A 24,482-nucleotide genomic window follows, 5' to 3' on the forward strand; every position below is an offset into this window, starting at 1 on the left:
ACGGCCGCTAACCCGGCAGCAGCTTCTGGATGCCCAGTGACAGGCTCACCGCCACCAGCATCAGCGCGAACAGGCGCTGCAGGATGCCGCTGTTCAAGCGCTGGGCCAGTCGGTTACCGGTGAGTACGCCACAGGCGCCTCCGGCAGCCAGGCCGCCAAGCAGCAACGCCGGCGGATGCGCCCCGCTGAGGTAGATCAGGAAGCCACCGCCGCTGACCAGCGCGATCACACCCATCGAGGTCGCCATGGCGCTGAGCAGCGGCAGCGGGGTGAACCAGAGCAAGGCCGGCACGATGAGAAAGCCGCCACCGACCCCCATCAGGCCGGACAGCACACCCACGCCCAGGCCGATAAGTACCAGTGAGCCAGTGCGTTCGTGCTCGACGACCCGTGCCGGCAGGCTGGCGCCACGCCACATGCGGCGGGCCGACCAGAGCACCAGCAGACAGAACGCGACGATCAGCGCCTTTTCCGGGACGAAGCGCCCGAGCCATTGACCCAACGCATTGCCGGGCAGCCCGAAGACCACCAGCAGCATCAACGGGCGCCAAGCCACTTGGCCCTGAATCGCACGCGGGATGGCGCCGACCAACGCGGACATCGCCACCGCGCCCAGGCTCACGCCGATCGCGTCGCGCAACGGCAATTGCAAACTGAGCAGCAGGGGCAGGGCGACCAGCGAGCCGCCAGCGCCGGTCAGGCCGAGCAGCAAGCCCAGGACCAAGCCGATGCCGAGCGCCTCGATCAGCAGCAACTCCATCAAATCGAACCGTATGGGCAGGGGAGGATTCGGCCAGTGTCCGTGCCGCCTTCAGCGGGAGAGGCGAGGGGATGAAGCGCTTCGCTCATGGGCGTCCTTGATTGGCGTTGGGCAGCGAGGATCCGTACCGGTTGGACATTATGGAGGCCGCTGAGACTGGAATGTTCGTATCCACGGCGGTTTCTGTTCTGTGGCCGCCACTGCGCGGGGCGCTCAGCCTCTGATCGCCTTGCGCAGAAGGAAGCGGTTGGGGTGGCAGGCCTCGGCCACTTCGCGCGGAAGCGGCAGCGGATCACCATCGATCCAGGCCGCCAACAGTTCGCCTGAAAGGGGCGCGGTGATCAGACCGCGCGAGCCGTGCGCGGTATTGACGAAAAGACCCTTGTGCCAGGGGCAAGCGGCCTCGGGTATCTGCCGGGCATCCTTGCGCAGTACCGCATAGGTTTCGGCGAAGCCTTCGGCCTCTGCCAGAGGCCCGATGATCGGCAGATAATCGGGGCTGGTGCAGCGAAAGGCGACGCGCCCTTCGAGCCCGGCGAGCGGTCGCTCGTCCAGCTGCAGGCGCTGATAAAGGTCGGGCGAGATCGCCGCCAGCATGTCCAGATTGGAGCGGTGCTCGGCGTCGCTGGGCTCGAGGCCCGTCTGCTGGAAGTCGAAGCTGGCACCGAGGGTGTGCTCGTCTCTCCAGGCCGGAGCGATATAGCCCTCGCCGCAGAGTACGGTCCGTAGCGCTGCGCTGCGCTCGGTGACGGGCAGGCGAGTGATCTGCCCACGGATGCGCTTTAGCGGCACCCAGGCACTCTGCTCGAAACGCGCCACGTCTGCCGCGCCGGCCAGCACCACCACCGGTGCCTCGGCGAGCAACCGGTCGCCTACACGCGCCTGCCAGAGGTCGCCGTGACGTTGCAGCTGCAAGGCTTCGCAGTGGGTGAGCAATTCGATGGAAGGGTGATTCGCCAGCTGGCGCGCCAGTGCCGGTGGGTGCACCCAGCCAGCGCTGGGGTAGTACAGCCCGCCACAGGGAAGGTCGAGCCCACTTAGCGCTTCGGCTTGCGTGCGATCCAGCGGTTGCAACAGACCGGGGAAGGCGGTGGCGAGCTTGGCCTGGCGCGTGCGCTCTTTCTCATCGAACGCCAGCTGCAGGACGCCGCAATCATCCCACTCCAGCCCTCGCGTCAGCCGTTCGAGCAGACGCCGGGTGTAGCCGAACCCACTGACGATCAACTGGGACAGCGCAGTGCCATGTGCCGACAGTTTCAGATAGAGCACGCCCTGGGGATTGCCCGAACCTTCTCTGGCCACCGCCGCGTGCCGCTCCAGTAGCGTCACCTGCCAACCGCGCGCCGCCAGGCTGGCCGCGCTCGCGCAGCCCGCCAGCCCGGCGCCGATCACCAGGGCCTTGCGCGCGCCCTGATGGGGATCGGGCCGCGCGTACCAGGGAGGGAAAGCCACACGCGACGTGTCCACGAATCGCCCGCTGAGCATCTCCCATTTCGTGCCGAAGCCCGGCACGCGTCGCACGGCGAAACCCGCCTCCACCAGCGCGCGCCGCACCACGCCAGCACTGGTGAAGGTGGCGAGCGTCGTCTCCGGGGAGGACAGCCGCGCCAGTTCGGCGAACAGCGGCGGCTGCCACATCTGCGGGTTCTTCGCCGGCGCGAAGCCATCGAGGAACCAGGCGTCGACGCGCGCATGCAGGCGCGCCAGGCATTCGGTGGCGTCGCCCACCAGCAGCGTCAGGGTGACCCGGCCGCCCTCGAGGGTGAATTGCTGAAAGCCGGGGTGTATCGCCACGTACTGCTCGATCAAGGCGCCCGAATAGGGCGCCAGATCCGGCCACAGGCTCAGGGCCCGGCTGAGATCGTCGCGGGTCAGCGGATGTTTTTCGACACTGATGAAGTGCAGGCGCGCATCGGCCGGCGCGGTACGCTCGAACAGCTGCCAGGCGCAGAGGAAGTTCAGCCCGGTACCGAAACCGGTCTCGCCGATCACCAGCGAGCGCCCGGGCGCGAGTGCGGCGAAGCGCTGCGCCAGGGCGTTGGGCTCGAGGAACACGTGCCGCGTTTCGTCCACTCCGCAGCTGCGGGAAAAGTACACATCCCCATACTGGCGCGACTGCGGTACGCCGTTTTCGTCCCATTCGAGCTCGGCGTGCTGGAATCCGGGAGAGGCGGGGCGGTCGGACATAGGTAATGGCATCCTCGTGGGGGGCTGCAATTCTAGAGTCATTCGCGCCGGATGGGCACGAAGCCGTTGGGAGAGTCAGATGTTCGAATCCGCGGAGGTCGGTCACACGATCGACAAGGCAACCTACGACGCCGAAGTACCGGCGCTACGCGAGGCGCTGCTGGAAGCGCAGTACCAGCTCAAGGAGCAGGCGCGCTTCCCCGTGCTTATTCTCATCAACGGCATCGAGGGTGCCGGCAAGGGCGAGACGGTGAAGCTGCTCAGCGAGTGGATGGATCCGCGCCTGATCCGGGTCGACAGTTTCGATGTGCGCAGCGACGAGGAGCTGGCCCATCCACCCAGCTGGCGTTACTGGCGCAAACTGCCGCCCAAGGGACGCATGGGGGTGTTCTTCGGCAACTGGTACAGCCAGATGCTACAGGACCGCGTCCACGGCAAGATCAAGGACAGCGAGCTGGAGCTAGCGCTGGGGCGTGCCGAGCGCATGGAACGCATGCTCTGCGACGAAGGCACATTGATCTTCAAGCTCTGGTTCCATCTTTCCAAGCAGCAGATGAAGGCGCGGCTGGAAACCCTCGAGGCCGATCCGCTGCACAGCTGGCGGATCAGCCCGCTGGACTGGCAGCAATCGAAAACCTACGACAAGTTCGTTCGCCACGGTGAGCACGTGCTGCGCCGCAGCAGCCGCGAATACGCACCCTGGTACGTCATCGACGGCTCCGACGAGCGCTATCGCAGCCTAACGGTCGGGCGGATCCTGCTCGAGGGCCTGCAGGCGGCCTTGGCCGACAACCGGCGCGCGAGCCAGCCGCCGCATGCCGCGCCGATGGTGGCCGCCTTTGAAGGGCCGACCCTGCTCGACAGGCTGGACCTGAGCCAATCGCTCTCCAAGGTCGCTTACAAGCAGCAACTGATCGAGGAGCAGGCGCGGCTCTCCCGGTTGTTTCGCGAGCCCCGGCTGCGGGAACGCGCGGTGGTGGCGGTCTTCGAAGGTCACGATGCGGCGGGCAAGGGCGGGGCGATACGACGGATCACCGGAGCGCTCGATCCACGCATGTATCGGATCGTTCCGGTATCGGCGCCCAGTGAGGACGAACGCGCGCAACCCTGGCTGTGGCGCTTCTGGCGCAACGTTCCGGAGCGCGGCAATTTCACCATTTTCGATCGTTCCTGGTACGGGCGCGTGCTGGTCGAGCGGGTCGAGGGTTTCTGCTCGCCTGCCGACTGGCTGCGTGCCTACGACGAGATCAATGATTTCGAAGAGCAGCTGGTCGAGGCGGGCATCGTCGTGGTGAAGTTTTGGCTGTCGGTCGATCCGGACGAGCAGCTGGCCCGCTTTCAGGCCCGTGAAGAGAACCCGATCAAACGCTTCAAGATCACCGAGGAGGACTGGCGCAATCGCGAGAAGCTGGGCGATTACAACCTGGCCGTCAGCGACATGGTCGACCGTACCAGTACCGAAATCGCGCCCTGGACGATGGTTGAAGCCAATGACAAGCGATTCGCCCGGATCAAGGTGCTGCGCACGCTGAACGAAGCGCTCGAGCGGGCTCTCGACTGAGTCGTGGCTCCCGATGGCCATTCATATATGGCTTGAATGGTCATCGCCCGCCCGGCGAGCACGCGCTTATGCTGATCATCACTCCTAACAAGAACTCCGAGGTGTGCCATGCGCGAAGTGGTAATCGTCGACAGCGTTCGGACCGGCCTGGCCAAGTCCTTTCGCGGCAAATTCAACATGACCCGTCCCGATGACATGGCGGCCCATTGCGTCGACGCCCTGCTGGCGCGCAATGATCTCGATCCGGCGCTGGTGGAGGACTGCATCGTCGGTGCCGGCTCCAACGAAGGCGCGCAGGGCCACAACATCGGGCGCAACGTGGCGGTGCTGTCGGGCCTGGGGATTCAGACCGCCGGCATGACGTTGAACCGCTTCTGCTCGTCCGGTTTGCAGACGATCGCCATCGCCGCGAACCAGATCGCCTCCGGTTGCAGCGACATCATCATCGCTGGCGGCGTCGAGTCCATCACCCTGACGGCCAAGAGCCGTAACACCGAAAACCTGGTCAATCCGATCCTGCAGGAGCGCGCGCCTGGCCTCTATCACACCATGGGACAGACGGCCGAGGCGGTCGCCCGGCGTTACAACGTCACTCGCGAGCAGCAGGACCGTTTCGCGCTGCAGAGCCAGCAGCGCACGGCGCGTGCCCAGGCCGAAGGGTTGTTCGACGACGAAATCGTGCCGATGAGCGTCCGGTACGTGGTCGAGGACAAGGCCACCGGGGAGAAGAAGATTCTCGAAGGCGTGGTAGACCGTGACGACTGCAACCGCCCGGACACCACCTACGAAAGCCTGGCCGGCCTCAAGCCGGTGTTCGCCGAAGACGGCTCGGTGACGGCCGGCAACGCCTCGCAGCTCTCCGATGGCGCTTCGATGACCTTGGTGATGAGCCTGGACAAGGCCCTCGAGCTCGGTCTCAAACCGCGCGCCTTCTTCCGCGGGTTCACCGTGGCCGGCTGTGAACCCGACGAGATGGGAATCGGGCCGGTGTTCTCGGTGCCGCGGCTGCTCAAGGCCAAGGGCCTGAATATCGACGATATCGACCTCTGGGAGCTCAACGAGGCCTTCGCGTCGCAATGCCTGTACTGCCGAGATACGCTCGGGATCGACAACGAGAAGTACAACGTCAATGGTGGCTCGATCTCCATCGGCCATCCGTTCGGCATGACCGGGTCGCGCACCACGGGCCACTTGGTACGTGAGCTTCAGCGGCGGAATCTGCGATACGGCGTGGTGACCATGTGCGTCGGCGGCGGCATGGGCGCCTCGGGTCTGTTCGAAGCGGTGCGCTGAGTTTTACCGCTGTTGGGAACCCGCGCCTGGCGCGGGTTTTCTTCATCTGCGGCCAGGCGAGCCGTACAGTATCGGATGCAAAAGGTCGCAACTGTGCCTGTGCCGCACCGGTATCCGCTCTAGAATGCCAGGTCCATGCGGCGTCGCTCCCGGCGCCCCGGTATCGAGGCCCATATGCATATCTCTTCGGGGCGCTGGCTCTACGGTTTTTCCCTCGCACTGCTCACCGCCTTTCTCTGGGGCGTTCTCCCGGTCAAGCTCAAGCAGGTCTTGCAGGTGATGGATCCGGTGACCGTAACTTGGTATCGCTTGCTGGTCGCCGGCAGCGTCCTGCTGGCCTTCCTTGCCGCGACACGGCGGCTGCCCTCGTTCCGGCCGCTCGGCCGCAACGGCCTGGCCCTTGTGCTGCTGGCCGTCTGCGGCCTGACCACCAACTACGTGCTCTACCTGATGGGCCTCAACCTACTGACGCCAGGTACCACGCAACTGGTGCTCCAGGTGGCACCGATCCTGCTGCTGCTCAGCAGCCTGGTAATCTTCAAGGAACGTTTCAGCCTCGGTCAGGGGCTGGGGTTGCTGGTGCTGCTGGCCGGCTTCGCGCTGTTCTTCAATGAGCGTTTGATCGAGCTCTTCTCCTCGCTTGGCGCTTACACGCTCGGGGTGCTGACCGTACTGGCGGCGGCCGCCTGCTGGGCTTTTTACGGCCTGGCCCAGAAGCAGCTGCTGACGGCCTGGAATTCGGTGCAGGTGATGATGGTGATCTACCTGTCCTGCACCGCGCTGCTGACATTCTGGGCGCATCCGCTGCAACTGCTGGAGCTGAGTCCCTTGCAGGGCTGGTTGCTGGCGGCCTGTTGCCTGAACACGCTGGTCGGGTATGGCGCGTTCGCCGAAGCCCTCGCGCACTGGGAGGCGTCGAAGGTCAGCGCGACCCTGGCGGTGCAGCCATTGTTCACCTTCGGCGCGGTAGCCGTTGCGTCGCTGCTATGGCCGAGCTACGTGCAGCCCGAAGAGATCAACTGGGTCGGCTACCTGGGTGCCTTTCTGGTGATGGCCGGCTCGGCCATCACTGCGCTCGGGCCGTCGTTGCTGGCCAGCTGGCGCGCGCGCAAGGCCACGCCACTGGTGGGCTGAGCGGGCAGGGTGCCCGCTCGGGCGCTCAGGCGCCCTTGCCGGGCTCGAGCATGGTTTCAGGGCGCACCCACTGATCGAACTGCTCGTCGGTCAGGTGGCCAAGCGCTAGCGCCGCCTCACGCAGAGTCTTGCCTTCCCCATACGCCTTCTTGGCGATTTCAGCCGCCTTGTCGTAGCCGATATGGGGATTCAGCGCGGTGACCAGCATCAGCCCACGCTCCAGGTGCTCGGCCATCCGCTCGGCGTCCGGCTCCATGCCGATCACGCAGTGGGTGTTGAAGTTGCGGCAACCGTCGGCCAGCAGGCGAATCGATTGCAGCACGTTATGAATGATCACCGGCTTGAACACGTTCAGCTGCAAGTGGCCCTGACTGGCTGCAAAGCCGACAGTCGTGTCGTTACCCATCACCTGACAGGCGAGCATCGACAGCGCTTCGGATTGGGTCGGGTTGACCTTGCCCGGCATGATCGAGCTGCCCGGTTCGTTGGCCGGCAGCTTCACCTCGGCAAACCCGGCACGCGGGCCGGAACCAAGCAGGCGCAAGTCGTTGGCGAGCTTCATTAGCGCCACGGCGAGGGTCTTCAGGGCACCGGAAAGCGCGACCAGCGGCTCATGGCCCGACAGTGCGGCGAACTTGTTTGGCGCCGAGACGAAGGGCAGTCCCGACAGGGCCGCGAGTTCGGCAGCGATGGCTTCGGAGAAGCCATGCGGCGAGTTGAGGCCGGTGCCTACCGCGGTGCCGCCCTGGGCCAGTTCATATACCGCCGGCAGCGCGTTACGGATGGCCCGCTCGGCAATGTCGAGCTGAGCGACGAAGGCCGACAGCTCCTGGCCGAAGGTCACCGGGGTGGCGTCCATCATGTGGGTGCGTCCGGTCTTCACCAGCCGGCTGTGACGTGCCGCCTGCTCGGCCAGGCCGCCGGACAGCTCGGCGATGGCCGGCAGCAGCTGCTCGTGCACGGCTTTGGCGGTGGCGATGTGCATGGCCGTCGGGAAGCAATCGTTGGAGCTCTGGGCCCGGTTGACGTGGTCGTTCGGGTGCACCGGGCTCTTGCCGCCGCGCACGTTCCCGGCCAGCTCATTGGCACGCCCGGCGATGACCTCGTTGACGTTCATGTTGCTTTGGGTGCCGCTGCCGGTCTGCCAGACGACCAGCGGGAACTGCTCGTCGTGTTGCCCGGCGAGCACTTCGTCGGCGGCCTGTTCGATCAGGCGGGCAATGTCTGGCGGCAGTTCGCCGATGCGGTCATTGACCCGCGCGGCGGCTTTCTTGATCAGCGCAAGCGCGTGCAGCACCTGGATCGGCATCCGCTGATCGCCGATTTCGAAGTTGACCAGCGAACGCTGTGTCTGCGCGCCCCAATAAGCGTTTTCCGGGACTTCGACGGGTCCCAGGCTATCGGTTTCGGTACGTGTCATGGACCTAAGCTCCCGGTTGGATATGGCAGTTTAGGCCGGTATGTGACCGAGCGGTTCCCCTAGGCCCGGTTGGGATGAGCCCTACCGGCACTCGCCGCACCCCGCCTTGAGGCCTGTCGGGCGAGGGCGTAGAGTGACCCGCCTTGGGCTACCCCTGCCAGAACCGAAGGAAACCGCATGTCCCGACTGCTCACCCTCATAACCGCCTCGCTGCTGAGCTTCGGCAGCCTTCAGGCCCACGCCGACGCCCGCAGCCACCAGGCCGATGCCGAACGCTTCCTGCAGATGGTCCAAGCGGACAAGCTCGCCGTGCCGGTGTATGGCCAGGTGCAACAGATGTTCGCCCAGCGCTTCGCCCAGATCGAGGCGCCGGCCGACAAGCAGGCCACGCTGGAGCGCTACGTCGCCAAGGCCGATGCCGAGCTGGACAAGGCCATCGGCTGGCCCAAGCTCAAGCCCGAGATCGTCGAGCTCTACACCAGCACCTTCACCGAGCAGGAGCTCAAGGAGCTGATCGCCTTCTACGAGTCGCCGATCGGCAAGAAGATGATGGCGCGTCTGCCAGAGCTCAACGCCCGCTCGGCGCAGCTGACCCAGGTCAAGCTGGAATCAGCCGTTCCGCCGGTGAACAAGCTGCTCGAAGACATGACTGCCGAACTTCAACCGAAAAAGCCCTGACGGAGGCATTGCCATGTCGAAGCGCGACCAGATCGTAGCCGCCCTGCAGGCCATCGAACCGCAGCACCTGGACGTGCTCGATGAAAGCCACATGCATAGCCGTGGCCTGGAAACCCACTATAAGGTCGTATTGGTGAGCCCGGTGTTCGACGGACTGAACGCGGTCAAGCGCCACCAGAAGATCTACGCCACCCTGGGCGATCTGATGGGGCAGGTCCATGCGCTGGCCTTGCACACCTACACGCCTTCCGAATGGCAGCAGCAGGGCGCGGCGCCCGATTCGCCCACCTGCCGCGGCGGCAGCAAGCACGACCTGGCCCACTGAGGCGGCGCACCGGGCAATCCGGTGCGATTCCCAGCGCCGCGCCAGCCAGTGCGCGGCAATCGAGGCGCAGGACTGCGCCTGGTGCTTTTGCTAGACTGCGCCACCCGCCGGCCAGAGTCGGCACCCGTTGAACCCGGTCCGCCCTTTGCGAGGGCGACCACTGAGGAAGCCCCATGCGCGATACCATTGTCGTGGCGGCGCTGTACAAGTTCGTCTCCCTGCCGGACTACGTTGCGCTGCGCGAACCCCTGCTGCAAACCCTCCTGGACAACGACATCAAAGGCACGCTGCTGCTGGCCGAAGAAGGCATCAACGGCACCGTGTCGGGCACTCGCGCCGCGATCGACGCGCTGCTCGACTGGTTCAGGCGCGACCCTCGCCTGGCCGATGTCGATCATAAAGAGTCCTATTGCGACGCTCAGCCGTTCTACCGGACCAAGGTCAAGCTGAAGAAGGAGATCGTCACCCTCGGCGTGCCGGGCGTGGATCCCAATCAGCGTGTCGGCACCTATGTCGAGCCGCAGGACTGGAACGCGCTGATCTCCGACCCGGAGGTGCTGCTGATCGATACCCGCAACGACTATGAAGTGGCGATCGGTACCTTCGAGGGCGCCATCGATCCGAAGACCAAATCCTTTCGCGAATTTCCGGAGTACGTGCGCAAGCACTACGACCCGTCCCGGCACAAGAAGGTCGCGATGTTCTGCACCGGTGGGATTCGCTGCGAAAAAGCCTCCAGCTTCATGCTCGGTGAGGGCTTCGAAGAGGTCTATCACCTCAAGGGCGGCATCCTCAAATACCTGGAACAGGTGCCTGAAGCCGAAACGCGCTGGCGCGGGGACTGTTTTGTGTTCGACAACCGGGTAACGGTGCGCCATGACCTCTCCGAAGGCGACTACGATCAGTGCCACGCCTGTCGCACCCCGATTTCGGTGGAGGATCGCCAGTCCGAGCACTACGCGCCAGGCATCAGCTGCCCGCATTGCTGGGACAGTTTGAGCGAGAAGACTCGCGCCAGCGCCCGCGAACGGCAGAAGCAGATCGAACTGGCCCGCCAACGCAACCAGCCTCATCCGATCGGCCGCGATCCGCGTGAGGTCGGGCCGCGTCAGGCCTAAAGCTGAAAACACCGGTGCGATGGCACCTTCGAGACGAGGCAAAACCATGACAGCTCGACTGGTGTATGTAATGGACCCGATGTGCTCGTGGTGCTGGGGTTTCGCTCCGGTCCTGGAAGCGCTGGCCAAGCAGGCTGAGGCCGCGGGTGTCGGGCTGCATCTGGTGGTAGGAGGTCTGCGCAGCGAGCACAGCCCGATGGACGCAGCCGGGCGCGAGCGTATCCAGTCCTACTGGCGAGCCGTCGAGCAGGCCACCGGCCAGCGATTCGATTACGAAGCGGGAATGCCCGAGGGCTTCGTCTACGATACCGAGCCGGCCTGCCGTGCGCTTGTGGCCGCATGCCTGCTCGATGTCGCGTCGGTGCTGCCGCTGGCCAACGCGATTCAGCATGCTTTCTACCTGCAAGGACACGACCCTGCCTCGGCCCCGGTGCTGGTGGATCTGGCCGAGGCGGTGGGGCTGGCGCGTCATGCATTCGCAGAGTGCTTCGACAGTCTCAAGGCTATCGAGCAAACCCGCGCGGATTTCGCCTGGGCACAGAACCTCGGCATTGCGGGCTTCCCGACATTGCTCGCCGAGCGAGACGGCCAGCTCGCCTTGCTGACCAATGGCTACCAGCCGCTGGAGCGCCTGGCTCCATTGCTTGCGCGCTGGCTGGAGCAGGGTGCCAATGCCTGATCGCCTGAGCTGGGCGGAGATTCGCCGCCTCGCGCTGTACCACCGCAAGTCGCTGATCTTCGCCAACCTGATCGCCGTGCTGGCAACCCTGTGTAGCGTGCCGATTCCGCTGCTGCTGCCGTTGCTGGTGGACGAAGTGTTGCTGGGGCAGGGCGACGCGGCGCTGCGTGTGATGGACCGCCTGCTGCCGGAGGGGCTGCAGAGCGCCTTCGGATACATCGGGCTGATGCTCGGCGTGACCTTGCTGCTGCGCTGCTCTGCTTTGGTATTCAACGTGCTGCAGGCGCGCCTCTTCGCACGCTTGTCCAAGGACATCGTCTATCGCATCCGCATACGCCTGATCGAGCGCCTCAAGCGCATCGCGCTGGCCGAATACGAAAGCCTCGGCGGCGGCACCGTGGCCGCGCACCTGGTCACTGATCTGGAGACCATCGACAAATTCATCGGCGAGACCCTGAGTCGCCTGTTGGTGGCGGTGCTGTCGATCACCGGTACGGCCGCGATCCTGATGTGGATGCACTGGAAGCTGGCCCTGCTGATCCTGCTCTTCAACCCCCTGGTGATTTACGCCACGGTGCAGCTGGGCAAGCGCGTCAAGCACCTGAAGAAACTCGAAAACGACAGCACCTCGCTGTTCACCCAGGCGCTGACCGAAACCCTCGACTCGATCCAGGAAGTGCGCGCCAGCAACCGCCAGGGCTTCTTTCTCGGCCGGCTCGGCCTGCGCGCGCGCGAAGTGCGCGACTACGCCATCGCCTCGCAGTGGAAGACCGATGCCTCCAATCGCGCCAGCGGGTTGCTGTTCCAGTTCGGCATTGATGTGTTTCGCGCCGCGGCGATGCTCACCGTATTGCTCTCGGATCTGTCCATCGGGCAAATGCTGGCGGTATTCAGCTACCTCTGGTTCATGATTTCCCCGGTCGAGCAGCTGCTCAATCTGCAGTACGGCTATTACGCCGCGGGCGGTGCGCTGAGCCGGATCAACCAGCTGCTGGCACGTGCCGACGAGCCGCAGTATGCGGGCACGCAGAATCCGTTCGAAGGGCGCAAGACGGTGGGCATCGAAGTCCGCGGCCTGCGCTTTTCGTACGCCGAGGAAACGGTGCTCGAAGGCCTCGACCTGCACATCGAGCCAGGCGAAAAGGTGGCGATCGTCGGGGCCAGTGGTGGGGGCAAGAGTACCCTGGTGCAGTTGCTGCTCGGGCTCTACCAGCCGCAGGCGGGGGAGATCCGTTTCGACGGTGTGAGCCTCGAGCAGATAGGCCTGGAAACCGTGCGCGACAACGTGGCGGTGGTGCTACAGCATCCCGCGCTGTTCAACGACAGCGTGCGGGCCAACCTGACCATGGGCCGCGAGCGTGACGATGCGGTCTGCTGGCAGGCGCTGGAAATCGCCCAGCTGGCCGAGACCGTGCGCCAGCTGCCGCAGGGTCTGGACAGCATCGTCGGGCGGTCCGGCGTGCGCCTTTCGGGAGGCCAGCGCCAGCGCCTGGCAATCGCCCGAATGATCCTCGCCGAGCCACGGGTGGTGATTCTCGACGAAGCCACCTCGGCGCTCGATGCGGCGACCGAGTACGCCTTGCATCAGGCGCTGGCGCGTTTTCTCCATGGACGCACAACACTCATCATCGCCCACCGCCTGTCGGCCGTTAAGCAGGCCGATCGGGTGCTGGTGTTCGATGACGGACGCATCGCCGAACAGGGCGAGCATCGACAGCTGATCGCCGATGGCGGGCTCTACGCCAAGCTCTACGGCAGCGTCCAACAGCATTGAACTGGCTTGGTATGGCAGATCGGGCCTAACGCGCTGTGCTGTGCGCCGGTCGATGTGATGGCATATTGCTTTATCACTGTCTTTGATTATGATCCGATCCATAAAAATGGCGCTTGTTTGTTGACGTAATCAGCGCAGGGCCTGCTTGTTCATGTTCGGGCCTCAACTTTCATTAAGTCTGGCCGATGCCTTGGTCAGTCGTTCTCTTTTCATGGATAGGATCCTTCACATGCAGCTTGTCATTCGCGCCTTCGCCAACATGGCGGTGGGAAAGAAGATGCTGCTGGGCTTTGGCCTGGTAATTCTGCTGACTCTGGCGGTGGTCGCCACTGGCTTCTTCGCGGTCGATGCGATTCGCACCCGTGGAGACCAGATGATCGAGGTATCGAAGGTCAATGCGGCGATCCTCGACATACGCACCCTCGAGCGCGGTTTCGCGCTGTCCCGTGATCCCAAGGCCGCCGATGCGCTGCGCCAGCAACTGCAGGCACTCAAAGCCGAGATCGAGCGGCTGCTCGGGGTGGCCGATACTGACGCGCAGGCCACGCTGCGTCAGATTCGCGAGGCGGTAGCCGCTTATGAAAAGCAGTTCGAGCGTTACATGCTGTTGCTGGGCAAGGCCGGCGAAGCCCGGGTAGTGATGGGCGAGGCCGCGCTGGAGAGTCGCGACCAGTTCGAAACCATCGAGATGGACATGTACGACGAAGTGCGCGTGCTGCGCCTGGAAGGCGACCGTCTCAAGGGTAGCGACCCGCTGACCCTGGCGGAAACCGCCTCGGGCCTGAGCAAGCGCATGCTCGACCTGCGGGGTTATGAAAGCCAGTACATTCAGGATACCAGCGAAGAATCGGTAACCAGCTGGGAAGAGATCTACGAAGACCTCAGCACCATCGCCCGCAACCTGACCGTCTGGCTCAACGATTCGCAAAAGACGTCGATCGAAGCCGCGCTCGTTGCGCTGGATACCTACCGCAACAGCTTCATCAACTTCCGCGAGACTCGTTCCGAGCGCATCGCCAGTGAGAAGGAGATGGCCAACCAGTCGCAGGCTGTAATGGCTGCCGCCGATCGGCTGTTGAACGATGCAACGGCCGACGTGCAGCAGGCCCAGGCGCGCTCCTACATGACCCTGACAATCATCGGCGTACTGGCCACCCTCATCGGCATCTTCGCTTCGTTCGTCATCACGCGCCTGATCGTTTCTCCGCTGCGCTACACCGTGGAGCTGGCAAAGAGGGTCGCGGCGGGCGATCTCAGTCAGGCCCAGGTGGCCAGCGGTCGTCGTGACGAGCTGGGCCAGCTGCAGGACGCGATGCAGAGCATGACCGGCAACCTGCGCAGTCTGGTAGGCAGCATCGGCAGCGGCGTTGGCCAGATCGCCACCGCCGCCGAGCAGCTTTCGTCGATCACCGCGCAGACCAGCCGAGGCGTGCAGAACCAGCGCGACGAAACCGAGCAGACCGCCACCGCCATGCACCAGATGGCTGCCACCGTGCAGGAAGTGGCGCGCAACGCCGAGCAGGCCTCCGAAGCGGCGCGCCAGGCCGACCGCGAAGCGCGCCAGGGTGATCTGGTGGTACGCGAGGCAGTGACCGAAATCGGCAATCTCGCCCATGAAGTCGAGCAGACCGCCGAGGCCATCGTCGCCCTTAATCAGGAAAGCGGTCGTATCGGCAGCGTGCTGGAAGTCATCCGTAGCGTTGCCGAACAGACCAACCTGCTCGCGCTCAACGCCGCCATCGAGGCGGCGCGCGCCGGCGAACAGGGTCGCGGCTTCGCGGTTGTTGCCGACGAGGTGCGGGCGCTCGCCATGCGCACCCACACCTCGACCGAGGAAATCGAGGGGCTGATCGCCAACCTTCAGCGCGTCGCGCAGAAGGCGGTGGAAAAGATGGACAGCAGCCGCAGCCTGACCCAGCGCACCGTGACGCTGGCCGGCGAGGCGGGCTCGGCCCTGGGCCGCATCACCGATGCGGTATCCACCATCGAGCAGATGAACCAGCAGATCGCCGCGGCCGCCGAAGAGCAAAGCGTCGTGGCCGAGACCATCAACGAGAGCGTGACCCGGGTGCGCGACATCGGCGAGCAGAGCGCCACCGCCAGCCACCAGATCGCCGGCTCCAGCGCCGAGCTGGCGCGCCTCGGTGGAGACCTCCAAGGCCTGGTTGGCCGCTTCCGAACCTGACCATACGCTGCACCATGAAACCCCGGCCGTTGCCGGGGTTTTTCGTTTCGGTCGATTCTGAACTCCGCCGGCCGACGCCGATCTAGAAAGAAATCGGGCGCCCCCAGGCACCTATCGTCGCCGACCTGCTCGGGAACCGCACCATGCCGCTCCTTCTTTGCCATACCGATACGTCTGCGCAACGGCGGACCATGTCATGAGTGCCCCTGCGCCCGTCAGCGGCGAGACCCGGTTGCACCGAGCCATTACCGGCCCGGCGCTGTTTCTTTTCATTCTCGGTGACGTGCTCGGCGCCGGGGTCTATGCCCTGGTCGGCAAGGTCGCGGCAGAGGTCGGTGGTGCGGTCTGGGTGCCGCTGCTCGTCGCGCTCGGCTTTGCCCTGCTGACCGCGGCGTCTTACGCGGAACTGGTGACCAAATACCCCAAGGCCGGCGGGGCGGCGGTCTTCGCCGAGCGTGCCTTTGGCAGCCCGCTGCTGTCGTTCCTGGTCGGGTTCTGCATGCTCGCCGCCGGCGTGACCAGTGCAGCGGGGCTCTCGCTGGCATTCTCCGGCGACTACCTCGGCGCCTTTCTCGACACACCAACGGTGCCGACGGCACTGGTGTTCCTGCTTCTGGTGGCGCTGCTGAACGCTCGTGGGATACGTGAATCCCTGGGCGCCAATGCGGTGATGACGGTGGTGGAGGTGTGCGGACTGCTGTTCGTGGTGATCCTGGCCGCGCGTTTCGTGCTGTCCGGGCAGGGCGAGCCGTCTCGAGTATTGGAGTTCACGCCTGGGGTGTCGCCCGCGTTCGCGGTGCTCGGAGCGGCGCTGATCGCGTTCTATTCGTTCGTGGGGTTCGAGGTTTCGGCGAACGTCGCCGAAGAGGTCAAGGATGTTCAGCGGGTCTATCCACGTGCGCTATTCGGCGCGCTGCTAGCCGCAGGGTTGGTCTACATGGGCGTCGGTATGGCCGCCACTGCGGTGCTTTCCCCGCAGCGCCTGGGCGACTCGTCTGCGCCGCTGCTCGATGTGGTCCGAGCCACCGGTTATGCGGTGCCGGACGGGCTGTTCGCTGTCGTGGCGCTGGTGGCGGTCGCCAATGGCGCACTGCTCACGATGATCATGTCCAGCCGGCTCGCCTATGGCATGGCTGACCACGGCCTGCTGCCCGAGCCGCTCACCCGGGTACTGCCCAGGCGGCGCACGCCGTGGGTGGCGATCATCGCGACGACGCTGCTGGCCATGCTGCTGACAGTCACCGGAACGCTCGCGGCGCTGGCCGAAACCGTGGTGCTCCTGCTGCTGTTCGTGTTCATCAGCAGCAACGTTGCGGTGTTGATGCTGCGCAAGGATACCGTCCCGCACCCTCACTTCCGCACGCCTACCTTCCTGCCGGTACTGGCGATCGGTTCCTGCCTGCTGCTGCTCTCTCAGCAGAGCGCCGGCACCTGGCTGCGGGCCGGGCTGCTGCTGGGATTGGGGGTCGGCCTGTACGCCCTCAGCCGCTGGCACCGTGGCCGCGTTAGCGGCGCTTGAGCTCGGCCGTCCATTCAGCCAGGGGGACCTCCGGTTGCTGGTGCCAGATGCGCTGCCAGAGCAGGTGCAGCCGGCTCATGTCGCCGCGCTCGGCGGGTAGGCGCTCGACGTAATCGATCGGCTGCCACTGACCGTCCACGCGTTCGGCCATGGGAAAGCGAAACGGGTGAAAACCGGTCATGCCCAGCCGAAGATCCGTGACCAGCAGTTGGTCGTCGATTTCGTCGTAGCGCAACACCCCGCCGGTGAACCACATCAGCCGGTGATGTTGGGTCGAGCGCTCGAGCTGCGCAGCGAGGTCGCCGCCGCGGTCCAGGCGCACCAATTGGGGCGGCTCGCGATCGAACCAGCTCACCAGTGCCTCGTAATAGTCGTCGCCATCGACCACAACCGCGCGCCACAGCAGGCTGTTGAACGGCGTTGGCGTGGTGAACACCGTGTCTGGCTGCAGGCCGCGGTTGGCCAATGCCTGGTCGATTCGATGGTCGGCCATCAGCTTCCCACCGACGGTGAATGCCAGGTACACGGTGGACAGGCCGAGGGCCATTGCCGGCCAGCGTGCCACGCGCCCGTTCAATCCGGCGAAGGCTCCGGCCACCACCGCGAGCAGCAGGGGAACGGTGTAGAGCGGGTCGATGATGAAGATGGTCGACCACGCGGTCGGCTGTACCGGAAAGGGCCAGAACAGCTGGGTGCCGTAGCTGGTGAAGGCATCGAGCAGCGGGTGAGTGATGAGCACCAGCCACAGGGTCAGGAACAGCCGACCGGTCGTGTAGCCGGCGTTCGGCCAACATCGCCGCACCAGCCCGGTCAGCACTGCGGCCAGGGCACTGAGTACCAGCAATGAATGACTGAAGCCGCGGTGGTAGGTCATTTCGGCAATGGCATCGCCGTAGTCGAGCACGACGTCCAGATCGGGAAGGGTGGCCAGGGCGGCGCCGTAGAGCAACGCCTTGCGTCCCTGCCAGCGGCCCAGCAGCGCACCTTGTACGCTGGCGCCGAGAACAGCCTGGGTGATCGAATCCATATGAGGGTCCGGTGGTTGAGGTGGCGCTACCTTAGCCCAGGCGCCGCGGCTCTAGCGCGGGCAATGTGCGAAAAGGTATGTCTCGCCTGTCTGGGCGTAGGACAATGACCGACGATTCCGATGCCGAACGAACCGCCATGCTGGAAATTTCCAACGCCGTGCACCTGCCCGATGCCGAAATCGAGCTGAACGCCATCCGCGCCCAGGGTGCCGGTGGACAGAACGTCAACAAGGTCTCCAGCGCCGTGCACCTGCGCTTCGACATCCATGCCTCGTCGCTACCGCCGTTCTACAAGGAGCGCCTGCTGGCGCTGCGCGACAGCCGCATCAGCAGCGAAGGCGTGGTGGTGATCAAGGCCCAGCAGTACCGAACTCAGGAACAGAACCGTGCCGATGCCCTGGAGCGGCTGGCCGAGCTGATCCGCAGCGTGACCAAGGTGGAAAAGGCGCGACGTCCGACGAAGCCGACCCTGGGCTCGAAAAAGCGCCGCCTGGAAGGCAAGACCAAGCGCGGCGCGATCAAGGCCGGCCGCAGCAAAGTCGATTTCTGAGAAACCGTTGCGGGCCTAGTGCTTGGCCGGCTCCGGCTCTGCATAGGCCGCCGATTGAACTTCTTCGTCGGCTTCGTGCTGCTGAGCGTCATGATCGATTTCAGGCGTATCGGGCATGAGTTCGAGCACCGTGGGGCTGGTGCGCAATATCGGTGTGAAATGCCCGTGGGGTTCTGTGAGCAGGTCGACGACGCGGCGCGAGCGGTAGAACGAGTAGAGCGCCAGGAAGCCGAGGGTGACGGCGAAGAAGATCGGCAGGGCCATGGCTCCGAAGAAGGTCATCAGCCCGCCTGCCGCTACCGGGCCGAACGCGGCACCGAAGCCGTTGGCCAGCAGCAGCCCGCTGGAACCGGAAAGGATTTCGTCGGGATGCAGCTGGTCGACCATCTGCGCCACGGCGATCGAATAGATGGAAAACGCCAGCCCGCCCCAGATGAACATCAACCCGAGCAGCAGCGGGCCGGCGGTGAGCAGGCTGATGCCGATCGCCAGCACCACGGCCAGCGCGACGACCCAGAGCATCACCAGGCGCCTGTCATGGGTGTCGGAGAACAGCCCGATCGGCCACTGCAGGACGGCGCCTCCAAGGATGGTCACGCTCATCATCAGGCCTACGCCCGACGCATCGAAGCCGACCTGGCTGGCATAGACCGGCGCCAATCCCCAGAACCCGCCGAGCGCAAGGCCCGAAATGCCGGCGGCCATCAGCGGCAACGGGGCGATGCGCGCCAGCTGCAGCAGGTCGGTACTGGGCATGTCGGGAAGCGTGGGTTGCGCCTGGCGGGTCAGGGTGATCGGCATCAGCGCACTGCAGATCAGGATCGCAGCGAGGGCGAAGAGGGTGAACTGCAGGGGGCTGTCAAGGCTCAGCAGTTGCTGCGCGAGGGCCAGTGCGCCCAGGTTGACCGCCATGTAGAGGGCGAACACCTGGCCGCGCTTGTCGCCGCTGACCTGCGCGTTGAGCCAGCTTTCGATGACCATGTAAAGGGTCACCAGGGCGATGCCGTAGAGCACGCGCAGCACCAGCCATACCCAGGGGTTGACGATCAGTACATGAAGCAGCGCGGCGATCGCGGCCAGGGCGGCATAAAAGGCGAAGGTGCGGATGTGACCGACGCGGCGAATCAGCGAGGGCGCAAGCCAGGTGCCGACCAGGAAGCCGGCGAAATAGCCGGACATCATCACGCCGATCAGACCGGTCGAATAGCCTTCGGCGATGCCGCGAAGGGTCAGAAGGGTATTCAACAAACCATGGCCGAGCAGCAACAGGGCCACTCCACCCAGCAAGGAACCGATGGGGGCAAGTAAAGAGCTCATGAAACTACCTAAGCAAGTGTGTCCGTGGTGACAGGTTGCCCGTTGCCGCAGGAGTCCATGCAAGAGCGCGGCGACGTGGCGAATTGTAGGGGAACGCAGCGCCGACGGGCGCCCATTCTCCCCAGCTTGGGCAGCAATTGGCCGTCAGGATTCCAAACGGCTGCCCTTGATTAGTGCATCGTGGTGTCTGATGGCGACGTTCAGTCGCTCGATTGCGGCGTCGATCTCGTCCAGGTCGAGCGGGTCCGACAGCGATGCCGAGGCTTGGCCGACGACCGCCGACGCGTGACGCAGCAGCACCGCTTCGAGCTCCGCACCCGGGTCGCAGAACAGCAGGTTCTTGTACGCCTGCAGCAGGCTGAGCATCACCTGTACATCCTCTTTGCCGTAGGTGCACAGCGGACCGAAGATGGCATGCAGCATCTGATGCAGGTCCAGCTCGCGGAAATACAGTCGCGCCGGCTGGTCGGGCAGTGGCTCGATGTCGAAGTCCGGCAGCTTCAGGCGCTCCGAGAAGAGCACGCTAAGCATGTCGATCGCCTTGATGGCGGTACCTGGGTCGTTGATGCCCGGACTCAGCGCCTTGGTCGCGATCTCCGTCATCTGCTTGAAGCCGAAGAAGAAATGGTCGTTGGCGTACTCCTCGACGAAAAAATCGAAGCTGTCGAGCAGGGCTTCGACGGTTTCCTCATCGGCGTGCCTGCTCAAACGAAAAAGCGGATGGCCTGGCATGACGAAGAAGCCATAGTGCACGCGCACCGTCATCTTCAAGTCGTGGCGGCAGAGCAGGTCGTGGACGGCGTCCACGTTGAGCGCTTTGAAATAGCCACTGCGGCGGGCGCGGACCACCATCCACTCGTCATCCTCAGGCCATTCGGGACGTTGCGGCTGCTGCTCCAGGTTTCGTTGCTGGCGTAACAGCTCCTGGCGGGTCTTTTTGAAAATGCCGTAGAGGATGTAGTCGACCTGGATCGATTGCGAAATCCCCCGAATGAAGGCGATGAACAGGCAGAGGCTGATGATCCCGAGCGCCAGCGCGAAGAAGATGCCAAGGCTCGGAATGGTGATGTCCTCGCCTTCCTGGATGGTCAGGATCAGCAACAGCGAGTCGATGATCGTGCCCAGGTAGATGCCGAGGATGATCTGGTGGCTACGGCTGCTGATCAGGCTCGGGATGACTCGAGGGGAGAGGCTGGAGGAGGCCGAGTTGAGCACCACCATGACCATGCTGAAACTGAACACCATCAGCGAGACGATGCCGCCCACCAGGGTGCCGAGAATCAACCGCGCGTTGTTGGCGTTGTTCACCAGCCCGAGCTTCACGTCTTCCTTGTACGGCTGCAGCCAGGTCAGCTCCAGCACGATGCTTATCAAGCAAAGCAGCACCAGGCCCAGGGTGATCAGCGCCGGCACAAAGGCGATGCTGCTGACGATTCGCTGGTAGAGGCGAAACAGTCGGTTGTTAGTCGCTGCCATGACCTTCCCGGTTCGGCCTTTGGCCGATCGATGTGAGGGGGAACCTGTGCCCTTTGGCAGTGCCGCTGGACGAATGTTCGCTTCGCGGGTGATGAAGCGTCAGACCGCGTCCGGCGCCAGGGTCGAGATCAGCGCGCGCACACTGCCGGGCAGGGCATCCAGCTCTCGGACCAGGATGCTGCGCTCGCGTACTGCCCAGGGTTCGTCCAGGGTGACGGTCGCGAGCTGCATGGTACGGCTATGCCGGCGCGCCGCCGACTCGGGAATGATGCCGATGCCGACTCCGGCTTCGATCATCCGGCAGATGGCCTCGAAGCTGGACATCTGGATGCGTAGCGACAGTGTCTCGCCGAGGCGTTCGACCTGGTCGCGCAGAAAGCTGAGCAGCGTACTGCCTTCGTGCAGGCCGATGTGCTGGTAGGACAGCGTCTGACGCAGGCTCACCTGCTTCTCTGCGGCCAGCGGATGGCCAATCGGCAGTGCCAGCAACAGCCGGTCGGTGCTGAAATGCATCACCTGCAGGCCACTGGCTTCCACGGGGCCGGCGATGATGCCGAGGTCGGCCGCGCCGTCGAGCACGCCGCGTACGATGTCGCGCGAGAGCCGCTCTTGCAGGTCGACGCTGACCCCGGGGCGAGCAGCGAGGAAGCCTGCAAGGATCTCCGGCAGGAATTCGGTCACCGCTGTGGTGTTGGCAAAGATGCGGATATGCCCGGCGGCATCGGTCCCGTAGTCGGTGAACTCGCTCTTCAGGTAATCGACCTGGCGCAGGATCAGCCGCGCATGCTGCAGCAGCCGATGGCCCGCAGGCGTCAGCTCCACCCCACGGCTGTCGCGGTAGAGCAGGCGGGTGCCGAGTTGCCCTTCGAGGGTCTTGATCCGGGCGCTGGCCGCAGCCGGCGAAAGGTGCGCGCGGCGGGCGCCCTGGGTCAGGCTCGGCGACTCGGCGATGTGTATGAACAGGCGTAGGTCGGCCAGATCGAAATGCATGCTCGTTGTCCTCACAGCCATGTGGTGGGCGTTCAGTTTACCCGAACGCCGGTGTCATCAATTACAAATTCACAGAACGCTGGGGCCGGGCGCATGCTGGCCCTACAACAACTAGCCGCGGATGACATTCGATGACCGACGCAGCACCCTCTGCCTGGATCGGGCGAACCGAACAAGCCCACGACCAACTCAGCCGCAACCTGCTCAAGCGCATCGCCGCCACCCTGGGCGAGCCCGCCGTCGGGCATGGCGAGCCGCTGCCGCCGCTGTGGCAATGGTGCTTTTTCCAGGAGCCGCTCGACGAGCGTGAACTCGGGCAAGACGGTCATCCGGCACGTGGCGGATTCCTACCGCCTGCCGACAACCGCAACCGTATGTGGGCCGGCGGGCGTGTCGAGTTCTTCGAGCCGCTGATCGCCGGAGGCGAGGCGACGCGCGTTTCCACCATCACCCAGGTCGAGGAAAAGCAGGGCCGTACCGGCTCGCTGCTGTTCGTCACCGTGCGACACGACTATATGCAGGATGGCCGGCTGGCGATTCGCGAAGAGCAGGACATCGTCTATCGCGAGCCAAGCCCGCCGAAGACCAGCAGCTCCGAGGCGCTGATCCAGGGCGATTGGCGCGAGCCGGTCAACCCGACCCCGACGTTGCTGTTCCGCTATTCGGCGGTGACCTTCAACGGCCATCGCATTCATTACGACTGGCCCTATGTCACCGAGACCGAAGGCTATTCCGGGCTGGTGGTCCACGGCCCGCTGATCGCGACGCTCAGCCTGCGCGCGTTCTGTCGCGCCAATCCGCAGGCGCAGCTGAAGCGCTTCGCCTACCGCGGCGTGCGCCCGCTGATCGCGCCGCAGCCGTTCGAGGTTGGGGGGCGCATCGTCGAACCGGGCAAGGCCGAGCTGTGGGCTGGCGATGGCAGCGGCCCGGCGCAGAAAGCCGAGGTGGAATTCGAATAAGGGGCACGCTCCTCACCCTAGCCCGCTTCCTGAAGGGGAGAGGGGACCGGACGAGCAGGCCTCAAGCTCCTCGCCCGGAAACACCGAACTGCCTCTCCTGAGAGAGGACAGGGATGAGCGGGACGGACGAGAGGTCGACACTTCTCGCCGGCAAACCACCAACAGCCCCCTCTCTGAGGGAGGGTGTTGGGGTGAGGGGAGGGTCCAGCGGCTAACACCCCATTCGGCCATCGCCCGCAAATAGAACAACGAATCAGCGCAACAGGCGCACAGGCACCAAGCTTTCGAGGAACCGAGATGAACGCGAACAAGATCGAAGAACTGAATTTCATCCGTGAAGGCGTGCGCGGCCTCTGTGCCGAGTTCCCTGCCGAATACTGGCGCAAGATCGACGAGCAAAAAGGCTTCCCGGAGGCCTTCGTCACGGCATTGACCCAAGCTGGCTGGCTGTCTGCGATGATTCCAGAAGAATACGGCGGCTCGGGCCTGGGCCTGGCCGAAGCCTCGGTGATCCTCGAGGAGGTGAACCGCTGCGGCGGCAACTCCGGCACCGTGCACGGGCAGATGTACAACATGTTCACCCTGCTGCGTAACGGCAGCGACGAGCAGAAGCGCTTTTACCTGCCGAAACTCGCCAGCGGCGAGCTGCGCCTGCAGTCCATGGGCGTGACCGAGCCCACCACCGGTACCGACACCACCAAGATCAAGACCACGGCGGTGAAGAAGGGCGACAAGTACGTCATCAATGGGCAGAAGGTATGGATCTCGCGCATCCAGCATTCGGACCTGATGATCCTCCTGGCGCGCACCACGCCGCTGGCGGAGGTGAAGAAGAAATCCGAGGGCATGTCGATCTTCCTCGTCGACCTGCGTGAAGCTATCGGCAACGGCCTGACCGTGCAGCCGATCGCCAACATGGTCAACCACGAGACCAACGAGCTGTTCTTCGACAATCTTGAAATTCCGGCCAGCAGTCTGATCGGCGAGGAAGGCAAGGGCTTCCGCTACATCCTCGACGGCCTCAACGCCGAGCGCACCCTGATCGCCGCCGAATGCATCGGTGACGGCCGCTGGTTCATCGAGAAATCCGCCGCCTACGCCCGTGACCGCGTGGTGTTCGGTCGTCCGATCGGGCAGAACCAAGGCGTGCAATTTCCCATCGCCGAGGCCCATATCGAGATCGAGGCGGCCGACCTGATGCGCTGGCGCGCCTGTGAAGAGTACGACAGCGGCAAGAACGCCGGCGCCGCCGCCAACATGGCCAAGTACCTCGCGGCCAAGGCCAGCTGGGAGGCAGCCAACGCTTGCCTGCAGACCCATGGCGGCTTCGGCTTCGCCAACGAATACGACGTCGAGCGCAAGTTCCGCGAAACGCGGCTGTACCAGGTGGCGCCGATCTCCACCAACTTGATCCTGTCGTACGTGGCCGAGTACCTGCTCGAGCTGCCGCGCTCGTTTTAACGGCGAGCGTAGGGTGGATGTCGCGCAGCACATCCACCGCCGCGTGGTGGAAATGCTTCGCGATTTCC

At 64.6% G+C, this 24,482-nt stretch carries 20 protein-coding genes; 13 read left to right on the forward strand and 7 right to left on the reverse strand.

The annotated features are described in order from the left end of the window. Positions 1–7: 7 nt before the first annotated feature. A complete protein-coding gene (locus tag G7026_RS04815; protein WP_181069618.1) occupies positions 8–760 on the reverse strand; it encodes a sulfite exporter TauE/SafE family protein in 753 nt (250 codons plus the stop codon). Positions 761–973: 213 nt separating this feature from the next. Then, positions 974–2,947: a bifunctional tRNA (5-methylaminomethyl-2-thiouridine)(34)-methyltransferase MnmD/FAD-dependent 5-carboxymethylaminomethyl-2-thiouridine(34) oxidoreductase MnmC gene (gene mnmC, locus G7026_RS04820; RefSeq protein WP_181069619.1), complete on the reverse strand. Its 1,974-nt coding sequence runs from the start codon at positions 2,945–2,947 to the stop codon at positions 974–976. Between the two features lie 79 nt (positions 2,948–3,026). Here mnmC and pap point away from each other — a divergent pair, with 79 nt between their 5' ends. From pap to G7026_RS04835, 3 genes are all read left to right on the forward strand, one after another. Further along, entirely contained in the window at positions 3,027–4,508 is a 1,482-nt protein-coding gene (gene pap, locus G7026_RS04825; protein WP_181069620.1) for a polyphosphate:AMP phosphotransferase, read from the forward strand. Between the two features lie 108 nt (positions 4,509–4,616). Then, positions 4,617–5,801, forward strand: coding sequence for a thiolase family protein (locus G7026_RS04830; protein WP_181069621.1), 1,185 nt, complete (start codon positions 4,617–4,619; stop codon positions 5,799–5,801). Between the two features lie 174 nt (positions 5,802–5,975). Beyond that, entirely contained in the window at positions 5,976–6,935 is a 960-nt protein-coding gene (locus G7026_RS04835) for a DMT family transporter (protein ID WP_181069622.1), read from the forward strand. Between the two features lie 25 nt (positions 6,936–6,960). Here G7026_RS04835 and G7026_RS04840 read toward each other — a convergent pair whose 3' ends face one another. After that, the gene (locus tag G7026_RS04840; RefSeq protein ID WP_181069623.1) at positions 6,961–8,355 is read right to left on the reverse strand and encodes a class II fumarate hydratase; all 1,395 of its coding nucleotides are present in this window, start codon (positions 8,353–8,355) and stop codon (positions 6,961–6,963) included. 177 nt (positions 8,356–8,532) lie between these two features. Between G7026_RS04840 and G7026_RS04845 the strand changes: the two genes are divergently transcribed. The 7 genes from G7026_RS04845 (at position 8,533) to G7026_RS04875 (ending at position 16,633) form a co-directional block, all read left to right on the forward strand. After that, positions 8,533–9,033, forward strand: coding sequence for a DUF2059 domain-containing protein (locus G7026_RS04845; RefSeq protein ID WP_181069624.1), 501 nt, complete (start codon positions 8,533–8,535; stop codon positions 9,031–9,033). A 13-nt stretch (positions 9,034–9,046) separates the two neighbouring features. Next, on the forward strand, positions 9,047–9,358 hold the full coding sequence (locus tag G7026_RS04850) for a BolA family protein (RefSeq protein ID WP_181069625.1): 312 nt from the start codon (positions 9,047–9,049) through the stop codon (positions 9,356–9,358). A 173-nt stretch (positions 9,359–9,531) separates the two neighbouring features. Continuing rightward, complete coding sequence (gene trhO / locus G7026_RS04855; RefSeq protein ID WP_181069626.1) at positions 9,532–10,476, forward strand: oxygen-dependent tRNA uridine(34) hydroxylase TrhO; 945 nt, start codon at positions 9,532–9,534, stop codon at positions 10,474–10,476. 46 nt (positions 10,477–10,522) lie between these two features. Next, positions 10,523–11,155 carry a DsbA family protein gene (locus tag G7026_RS04860; RefSeq protein WP_181069627.1) on the forward strand — a complete coding sequence of 211 codons (633 nt, stop codon included), beginning with the start codon at positions 10,523–10,525 and terminating at the stop codon, positions 11,153–11,155. Further along, a complete protein-coding gene (locus tag G7026_RS04865; RefSeq protein WP_181069628.1) occupies positions 11,148–12,929 on the forward strand; it encodes an ABC transporter ATP-binding protein in 1,782 nt (593 codons plus the stop codon). The genes G7026_RS04860 and G7026_RS04865 overlap by 8 nt, the downstream gene beginning before the upstream one ends. Before the next feature lie 229 nt (positions 12,930–13,158). Next, positions 13,159–15,114 carry a HAMP domain-containing methyl-accepting chemotaxis protein gene (locus tag G7026_RS04870; RefSeq protein WP_181069629.1) on the forward strand — a complete coding sequence of 652 codons (1,956 nt, stop codon included), beginning with the start codon at positions 13,159–13,161 and terminating at the stop codon, positions 15,112–15,114. A 196-nt stretch (positions 15,115–15,310) separates the two neighbouring features. After that, a complete protein-coding gene (locus G7026_RS04875) occupies positions 15,311–16,633 on the forward strand; it encodes an APC family permease (protein WP_181069630.1) in 1,323 nt (440 codons plus the stop codon). On the opposite strand, the gene G7026_RS04880 is transcribed toward G7026_RS04875, so the two are convergent. Next, positions 16,620–17,660 carry a metal-dependent hydrolase gene (locus G7026_RS04880; RefSeq protein ID WP_181069631.1) on the reverse strand — a complete coding sequence of 347 codons (1,041 nt, stop codon included), beginning with the start codon at positions 17,658–17,660 and terminating at the stop codon, positions 16,620–16,622. The two genes, G7026_RS04875 and G7026_RS04880, sit on opposite strands and share 14 nt — an antisense overlap. Positions 17,661–17,797: 137 nt before the next feature. On the opposite strand from G7026_RS04880, the gene arfB reads away from it, so the two are divergent. After that, positions 17,798–18,211 carry an alternative ribosome rescue aminoacyl-tRNA hydrolase ArfB gene (gene arfB / locus G7026_RS04885; protein ID WP_181069830.1) on the forward strand — a complete coding sequence of 138 codons (414 nt, stop codon included), beginning with the start codon at positions 17,798–17,800 and terminating at the stop codon, positions 18,209–18,211. A 15-nt stretch (positions 18,212–18,226) separates the two neighbouring features. Here arfB and G7026_RS04890 read toward each other — a convergent pair whose 3' ends face one another. The 3 genes from G7026_RS04890 to G7026_RS04900 form a co-directional block, all read right to left on the reverse strand. Continuing rightward, on the reverse strand, positions 18,227–19,528 hold the full coding sequence (locus G7026_RS04890; RefSeq protein WP_181069632.1) for an MFS transporter: 1,302 nt from the start codon (positions 19,526–19,528) through the stop codon (positions 18,227–18,229). Positions 19,529–19,672: 144 nt separating this feature from the next. Continuing rightward, a complete protein-coding gene (locus G7026_RS04895; RefSeq protein ID WP_181069633.1) occupies positions 19,673–21,004 on the reverse strand; it encodes a DUF2254 domain-containing protein in 1,332 nt (443 codons plus the stop codon). 99 nt (positions 21,005–21,103) lie between these two features. Next, positions 21,104–21,994 (reverse strand): LysR family transcriptional regulator, encoded by an 891-nt coding sequence (locus G7026_RS04900; RefSeq protein ID WP_181069634.1) that lies wholly within the window; start codon positions 21,992–21,994, stop codon positions 21,104–21,106. 131 nt (positions 21,995–22,125) lie between these two features. Here G7026_RS04900 and G7026_RS04905 point away from each other — a divergent pair, with 131 nt between their 5' ends. Beyond that, a complete protein-coding gene (locus G7026_RS04905) occupies positions 22,126–22,953 on the forward strand; it encodes an FAS1-like dehydratase domain-containing protein (RefSeq protein WP_181069635.1) in 828 nt (275 codons plus the stop codon). Positions 22,954–23,250: 297 nt separating this feature from the next. Then, positions 23,251–24,414 (forward strand): acyl-CoA dehydrogenase family protein, encoded by a 1,164-nt coding sequence (locus tag G7026_RS04910; protein ID WP_181069636.1) that lies wholly within the window; start codon positions 23,251–23,253, stop codon positions 24,412–24,414. The last annotated feature ends 68 nt before the right edge of the window (positions 24,415–24,482 follow it).

This window comes from Stutzerimonas azotifigens (assembly GCF_013522725.1).
GTDB lineage: Bacteria > Pseudomonadota > Gammaproteobacteria > Pseudomonadales > Pseudomonadaceae > Stutzerimonas > Stutzerimonas azotifigens_A.

Excerpts from the sequence above, each read along its gene's own strand:
- G7026_RS04910 (WP_181069636.1), top strand. The coding sequence starts at position 23,251 with ATGAACGCGAACAAGATCGAAGAACTGAATTTCATCCGTGAAGGCGTG.
- G7026_RS04840 (WP_181069623.1), bottom strand. The coding sequence starts at position 8,355 with ATGACACGTACCGAAACCGATAGCCTGGGACCCGTCGAAGTCCCGGAA.
- G7026_RS04845 (WP_181069624.1), top strand. The coding sequence starts at position 8,533 with ATGTCCCGACTGCTCACCCTCATAACCGCCTCGCTGCTGAGCTTCGGC.
- G7026_RS04860 (WP_181069627.1), top strand. The coding sequence starts at position 10,523 with ATGACAGCTCGACTGGTGTATGTAATGGACCCGATGTGCTCGTGGTGC.
- G7026_RS04830 (WP_181069621.1), top strand. The coding sequence starts at position 4,617 with ATGCGCGAAGTGGTAATCGTCGACAGCGTTCGGACCGGCCTGGCCAAG.
- G7026_RS04890 (WP_181069632.1), bottom strand. The coding sequence starts at position 19,528 with ATGAGCTCTTTACTTGCCCCCATCGGTTCCTTGCTGGGTGGAGTGGCC.
- G7026_RS04900 (WP_181069634.1), bottom strand. The coding sequence starts at position 21,994 with ATGCATTTCGATCTGGCCGACCTACGCCTGTTCATACACATCGCCGAG.
- trhO (WP_181069626.1), top strand. The coding sequence starts at position 9,532 with ATGCGCGATACCATTGTCGTGGCGGCGCTGTACAAGTTCGTCTCCCTG.
- G7026_RS04895 (WP_181069633.1), bottom strand. The coding sequence starts at position 21,004 with ATGGCAGCGACTAACAACCGACTGTTTCGCCTCTACCAGCGAATCGTC.
- G7026_RS04865 (WP_181069628.1), top strand. The coding sequence starts at position 11,148 with ATGCCTGATCGCCTGAGCTGGGCGGAGATTCGCCGCCTCGCGCTGTAC.
- arfB (WP_181069830.1), top strand. The coding sequence starts at position 17,798 with ATGCTGGAAATTTCCAACGCCGTGCACCTGCCCGATGCCGAAATCGAG.
- G7026_RS04850 (WP_181069625.1), top strand. The coding sequence starts at position 9,047 with ATGTCGAAGCGCGACCAGATCGTAGCCGCCCTGCAGGCCATCGAACCG.
- pap (WP_181069620.1), top strand. The coding sequence starts at position 3,027 with ATGTTCGAATCCGCGGAGGTCGGTCACACGATCGACAAGGCAACCTAC.
- G7026_RS04815 (WP_181069618.1), bottom strand. The coding sequence starts at position 760 with ATGGAGTTGCTGCTGATCGAGGCGCTCGGCATCGGCTTGGTCCTGGGC.
- G7026_RS04875 (WP_181069630.1), top strand. The coding sequence starts at position 15,311 with ATGAGTGCCCCTGCGCCCGTCAGCGGCGAGACCCGGTTGCACCGAGCC.
- G7026_RS04905 (WP_181069635.1), top strand. The coding sequence starts at position 22,126 with ATGACCGACGCAGCACCCTCTGCCTGGATCGGGCGAACCGAACAAGCC.
- G7026_RS04835 (WP_181069622.1), top strand. The coding sequence starts at position 5,976 with ATGCATATCTCTTCGGGGCGCTGGCTCTACGGTTTTTCCCTCGCACTG.
- G7026_RS04880 (WP_181069631.1), bottom strand. The coding sequence starts at position 17,660 with ATGGATTCGATCACCCAGGCTGTTCTCGGCGCCAGCGTACAAGGTGCG.
- mnmC (WP_181069619.1), bottom strand. The coding sequence starts at position 2,947 with ATGTCCGACCGCCCCGCCTCTCCCGGATTCCAGCACGCCGAGCTCGAA.
- G7026_RS04870 (WP_181069629.1), top strand. The coding sequence starts at position 13,159 with ATGCAGCTTGTCATTCGCGCCTTCGCCAACATGGCGGTGGGAAAGAAG.